Raw genomic sequence first — 7257 nt, forward strand, 5'->3', positions numbered from 1 at the left:
CATGCTGCGGCACCTTCCTCTTTGCTTCCTCCTGGTATTGACCACGACCGTTCGCGCCCAGTCGGGTAGCGGGGGCGTTTTGGCCAAGGCCGTCCTCGACGGCAGCCTCCACCAGATCAGCGCAGACTCGTCCCGTACCGTGGAAGACTCCGCCTTTTTCAACCCGTCCTACCTGGGGCTGATCGATACGTCTTACCTGGTGCAAAACCTCGTCACCCTTAAGATCAACGAAGGGAGTAACGTCTTCCTCCGCGATTCATTTACGGTGACGGTGCAACTGCGTATCGGGTATACCACCGGGGCCGGCGATACCGCCGGCGTTCTCCAGGCGTTTACGATACACTACGACTCCGCGCATGCCTATGCGGCCCGCAGCAGCTTTGCTTTCAAGGGGGCCCACAAGGTCACCATCACCGTTCTTGCCGTCACCAGCAGCGTCAGCTCCTGGGATCCAACGACCGCCCTGCTGATGGAGAACCAGCTCACGGCCCAACCGGACTTTCAGTTCTCGTGCAGCAACACTGTCACCACGCTCACGGTCAACACCAGCCTGCCGGACAGCGCCGATGAACTGCCCGTGAGCTGGACTTCTGTCTTAGGTGCCAGCCAATACGACCTGGAATGGACGTATGTGGATTCCAGCGCCTTGGCCAATAACAAATACGGGAGCGATACCAGTAAGCAATTCGCCGACAACGTTTTTCAAAACAACGCCACCCGCGTCACGACCACCGGTACGACCTACAACATCCCCCTGATCTACGACAACACGGGCACCTTGTTTATCCGGGTGCGCCCGGTACAGCTCCAGGGCCCCACGCGGGTCTATGATGCCGAATGGAGCTCCGACGCCGCCCCCTCGACCGGTCTTGGCCAGTACAGCTTCCGTGGGCACCAGCGGTCCATGAACTGGCAATCCAACATCAGTTTCGCAGAGGAGGGCAAACGCAAGGTCGTGGTACAATACTATGACGGCAGTCTCCGCAGCCGGCAAACGGTCACCAAGGACAATACAACCGACACGACCATCGTGGCCGAAACCTTTTACGACTACCAGGGCCGGCCCGCCATCCAGGTCATGCCCACGCCGACGCTGAGCAGCATCATCAAGTACAACAGCAACTTCAACGTAGGCATCAACGGGGCTGAATACAGCCAGACCAATTACGACACCCTGGTCGACCCTACCACGTACTGCTCTGCCCATGCCGATCCGATGGGTACTTCGTCCGGGGCCAGCCAGTATTATTCACCCAACAACCCCAAAAAGACCGAAGGGATGAACCAGTTCATCCCCGACGCCCAAAACTATCCTTTTACCCAGACCGAATACACCGCCGACAATACCGGGCGGATCAACCGGCAGGGTGGGGTAGGGCCCGAATACCAACTGGGCACCGGTCATGAGACCAAATACTATTACGGCACACCCGATCAGCGGGAACTGGACGCCCTTTTTGGCACCGAAGTAGGGGACCATACCCACTACTTCAAAAACATGGTGCGGGACGCCAACGGTCAATACAGCATTTCGTATGTGGATATGCATGGCCGTACAATCGCCACCGCCCTTGCGGGGAATGCGCCCGCGGGCATGGCGGCTTTGCCTTCCAACACTGGGGGACAAACCGTCATCGAGAATCTGCTTGACTCCAACAATGTCTACCTCCAGGACCTCGCCATGACCTCTCAGAAGTCCCTGCTGGTCCCTATGGCCGGTACCTTCCAGTTCAGCTATGGTCTGAACCCCACCAGCCTGAGCGAGGCCGCCTGCAACGGACAACCCATCTGCTATACCTGTCTGTACGACCTTAACATCACGATCACCGACAACTGTAACAATCAATTGCTGGGCGGAGCGCCTTTCGATACCGTTATCCACAACTACCAGTTTGGCTCCATCACCCCCAGTTGCAATACGCCCAGCCCCATAGCCGTTAGTTTCTCCAAATACCTCCCGGAGGGCAGCTATGTTATCACTAAAACGCTCACGGTTAACCGGGACGCCTACAACTACTACCGCGACAGTGTTTACCTACCCAACAATACCTGCGTCTCCCTAGCCCAATTCATAGACAGCCAGCGCGCCATTATAGCTTATAACAATACCCAGTGTACCCCCACCTGCGCCGCGTGTACGGACAGCATCGGTACCTGGCAACAATTCTGGTCCTCGTATATGGCCGCCAGCGGTCTGCCGTCTTCGGACACCGCCGCTTACCGGACCGACGCCCAGAATGCCTATAACAATGCCCTCGCCGCCTGCGCCGCCCTTTGTAACAACAGCCAGTCCGATGCCAACGACATCGAAACGGCCATGCTCCAGGACATGACGCCGCCTTATGGGCAATATGCCGACACGTCCTCGGATCCAAAAGATGTGCACAACTTCTTAAAGGATAAATACAACGTCTTTTTTACCGTACCCACTGATCTGGCCTTTATATCCGGCTACAAACAGGATACCCTGCAATATTTTGACGAGAACGGTCTCCCCGACAGCGTCTTCGACCCTGTTTCCGGTATGAATGTCAGGCCCCAGGCCCTTTCCCTATCCGCATTCGTCGCCAACTTCAAACCGACCTGGGCCCTCACCCTTTTGAAGTTCCACCCCGAATACTGTAAACTCCTGGCCCTCCAGGCCCAGGCCCCGAGCGGACTCTGGGACCGCCAGATGGAAGCCGTGGACGACTTCGCCACAGCCAACGCCGACGGCTACCTAAACCCCACCGGCCAGACCACTGGATCTTTTGCACACTTCTCTTCCAACAGTTCCTTTACCGACCCGGCCTCCCAGGAAACCGGCAGCCTTTCCTCCATCAGGAATTCGATCGAGCAGAAAATGTCGACCTACCAGAACGGGGCTAACGGTATACCCAATCTGTCCATCTGGTCCCTGGCTTGCATCGCCGCCAAATGCGGCCCCACCGACCAAGGCTGTATCGATACTTATGCCAACGTCGCCAACGACTTCAACACCGCCAATATGTGCGAGGGCGACCTCGACATGGCCTGGAGATACTACCGGGAAATGTACCTCCAAGCCAAACAGGACATCATCAACACGACCATCATTGCCAAAGTAGGAAACTGCAGCGGGTACAATACACCCGCCAATGGTACCGGCACCCCCAACTCCGAGACCCTTTTCAACAACGGCCACCAACCCGAATTCACCGACAAGAAGCTCAGCTCCAACCAGGGCCCCATCGCCCAAAGCTCGCTCAAAGTCTATAACCAGGTGGGCAACAACAATACCGCCGCTGCCAACCTAAAGGCCGCTGTCCAGGATTCCATCAATGCCTACAACGCTCAAATCGCCAACCAATACGCCACCGTCTGGGCCACCCAGCTTTCCCCGTGCAACTACGACGCCGTATCCCTCAACGACACCATCATCCCCCGGCTCACGGCTCTTTGCCTGATGGCCACCGACGCCGACCATCCCTACGGCGCCAGCACCCTGCCACCCGGGGAGACCTACACACCTCAAGGGACGAGCTATGTCTTTACCAGCTTCCAGGACATCATCAATGCGTTCAACGCCGCCCACGGCATCAGTACCACACCTGCGTGCAACGCCGAGCTGATCACCAGCCCGGCCCCCTATACCGCCCAAACCATCTATTCCGCCAAGCCCGTGTACACGCGGCCCAGCGACTGCGAATGCGGGCAGATCAACAACCTATACGCCGAATACCAAAGCCAGGGTGTAGATAGCTCCTTTTCGGCTTTCATGCTTCGCACGCAGAGCGTCACGATGAGCGATGCCGACCTTAACCAGCTTCGCTCCATGTGTAACTATACCACGGGCACCACCTGTGTCAACCTTCCCAAACCCATCTACCTGCCCCCCTCCATGCAGTGCGGGTCCGGCGAGGTTTGCGCCAAGTGTTATGAAGTCGGGAACCTGTACAACTCGTTCCTGTCCGCCTATCCCGGGGACACCCCCCGTCTGATCGAGAACGTGGATACCCCCCAGCAGCAGATCAACACGTTGTTTCAAAACTATATGAACAACCGGCTGGGCTTTAACAAACAGGCCTGGGAATACCTGGCGTTTATGGATACCTGTACGAACCACGGGTATCTCAACTACGTGCCGCCCACCCCTGCCCATACGTCCGGCATACATGCGCTCACGGTCAGCTTCCCCCCGCTGCCCATCAGTTGTGACTCGCTCAATAAGCTGCTCCAATTGTTCAACCAGCGATTCCCTACCAACCTGGGACCACAGCTGACCTATAACGTCCAGATACCCGCTAATCCCGGCTATGTCTATGAGCACGTCTATACCCCGACGGGTTCCACCCCGGATTCCATAGGCGACAACTTCGGCTTTGGGACGATGGCAGCCTCCACCTGGCAATTCAACGGACAACGGTACAAATACCAGACAAACATTTACTTCAATTGGTCTTTGATGCCCATCGGCGCCCAAATCAATTACGCCACGTTTAATCTCTTTGCCAAAGACTCCGCTCTGCATTACCCCAACAGCCACGGTGCACACTACCGGTTGTTGTCCGATTCCGTCTACGGTGTCTTCGAGGACATCACCAACTTTGACGGCACCACCAATGCCCCGATACTGACCAATACCGACAGCGTCACCATCGCCTCCATATACACCCCCAACGCCTATTCCGTTGCCAATCCCTCTGACACTGACCTGTACAGCGACCAAGACTACGTCAGCATCCCGCTGACCAGTCTCGCCCAGGATATGTATAACAACTACAACACCAGCAACGACTTCGGCATGTTGTTTTACCTCAACAACGATTCCTCCGTCTTCGTAAATGCCCAATACGGCTTTTGGGATAGTACGGCCACAACGCCTGCTGGGAAATTGCCCTACCTCAGTGCCAACATTACCATCTCCAGGGACCAGCAATTCGCCATATTCGTCGACTCTGTTCTGCAGCTCAATAACCCGAGCCGAACCTATAGCCGGATTCTCCCAACCCTGACGGCGGATGGTTGTCTTAACACTTTCTGGCAGTTGGACGTCGCTGCCAGCCCGACCCTTTGCGGCAAGAACATACCCATCTTCCCGCCCATGGGTGTGGACTCGACCAACAACTGTTCCGACAGCGCTTTCTTCGCTGTGTCCAAGGGGACCGGGTTATACAATACCTACGCTGACTCCCTTACCGGCGACTTCGAGCAGCGGTACCTGGCGACTTGTATGAATGCGTATAAGTATGAGAACTTTACGGTTACTTATCAGAAAAACGAATATCATTACACGCTTTATTACTATGACCAGGCGGGGAATCTTGTGAAGACGGTGCCACCGGCGGGGGTGCATCCGGATTTTGATACGACATGGGCGGATAGTGTGGATGTGGCGCGGGCGGCGGGGATCTTAAAGGTGCCTTCGAACACTTTGCCGACGCAATACCGCTACAATTCGCTCAACCAGGTTGTCTCCCAGATTTCTCCGGACGGTGGGCAAAGCAACTTCTGGTATGACCGGCTGGGGCGGCTTGCCGTGTCCCAGAATGCCCGGCAGGCGCCGAATAGTCAATATAGCTATACCCTGTATGATACCATTGGGCGGATTATTGAAGTGGGGCAATTGACAAACAGTACCGCTATAACTGATGTCATTGGTCGGACTGATGCCACTTTGCAGTCGTGGATCAATGGTGTTGCTTCCAGCAAGGAGCAGATTACTCAGACGGGATACGACTATGCTTATTCGCCTATACAACCGGCTTTAAGTGCGCAGAATCTTCGGAACCGGGTTGCTTATAGCGCGATCTTTACTTCCGAGGCGGATGTCAATACCTTCCCGCCGACACATCCTGCCGCGTTTACTTTCTATAGTTATGATATACTGGGGAATGTAGATACGCTTCTTCAGCAGTATCCTTATGGGGTCATGTATGATCATAGTAATTCGCTCAAGAAGATTGTGTATGACTATGATCTTCAGAGTGGGAAGGTGGACAAAGTGGCTTTCCAGCATGGGTATGCGGATGCCTTCTATCACGTTTATCAATACGACGCTGAAAACCGGCTCACCAACGTTTCGGTGAGTGCGGACAGCCTTAACTGGGATAATGACGCCTATTACTCTTATTATCTCCATGGGCCGTTGGCTCGGACTGTTATTGGGGATCAGCAGGTGCAAGGCCTTAACTATGCTTATACCCTTCAAGGGTGGATGAAGGCTGTTAATCCGCCTATTTATAATGGGACTGGGTATAGCTTGCAGCAGGATGGTACGTCGGGGTCGCCTGTGGCGTCCAACGCCTATAATCTTTTGCTTAACTATCACAACGGGGATTTCTCGGCTATCAGCGGGGCTACCGGTGCTGACAATGGCATCAATGCTACATTCGGGGGTGACTCATCCAACCTTTTCAATGGGAATATTGCTTCCATGGGGGTTAATGTCGGGGCACTCGGGCATCCGCTGTTGTATAATTACCAGTATGACCAGCTCAATCGGCTTCTGCACATGGATGCCTGGAACAATACAGGGTCCACCTGGGCTTCCAGTACGAAACTGCCGGACTTTAAGGAGCGGGTCGCTTATGATCCCAATGGGAATATCCTTCAGTATTTGCGGAATGGGAATAATACTTTCGCCGGGCAGCCGATTGGCATGGATAGTCTGAATTATTCATATACGGCTGGGACCAATCGCCTCGATCATATCAACGATTCGGTGCCTTCCGGGAATTATACAACCGATATTGACAATCAGTCTTCGGGGAACTATAGCTATGATCCTATAGGCGAGCTTACTTCTGATGCTGCTTCCGGGATTACGTCCATCACCTGGACGGTGTATGGGAAGATAAATACCATTACTAAGTCTGATGGTTCCTCTATTAGTTTTATGTATGATGCGTCTGGGAATCGGATTAGTAAGGCGGTGACTAACGGGGGGGGGACCACGACGACGTGGTACGTGCGGGATGCTAAGGGCAACGTGCTTAACGTATATACCTATGGCAACTCATTGGTTAACAGCGGAGACTTGACACTTTCGGAGCGGGACTTATATGGTTCTAATAGGTTGGGGATAGTTCGTGATAGCGTAGATTTACAGTCCTCTGCAGTGCCAAGTCTCGTATCTTTACCATTGTTGGGGTGGGGGAATGGATTTAACTTTACCCGTGGGAAAAAGGTCTTTGAACTATTCAATCATCTGGGGAATGTCCTGGCGACTATATCAGACAGGCGTTACGGGGTCTCTACCGACGGATCAACCGTGGATCATTTTGCGCCAGTTGTCCT

General features: G+C 54.4%; 1 protein-coding gene. It reads left to right on the forward strand.

The genetic code is table 11. From position 1 onward, the window contains the following. Position 1: 1 nt before the first annotated feature. The coding region (locus EDB95_RS17200; protein ID WP_133995032.1) for a hypothetical protein at positions 2-7257 on the forward strand (7256 nt) is incomplete at its 3' end.

This window comes from Dinghuibacter silviterrae (genome assembly GCF_004366355.1).
GTDB lineage: Bacteria > Bacteroidota > Bacteroidia > Chitinophagales > Chitinophagaceae > Dinghuibacter > Dinghuibacter silviterrae.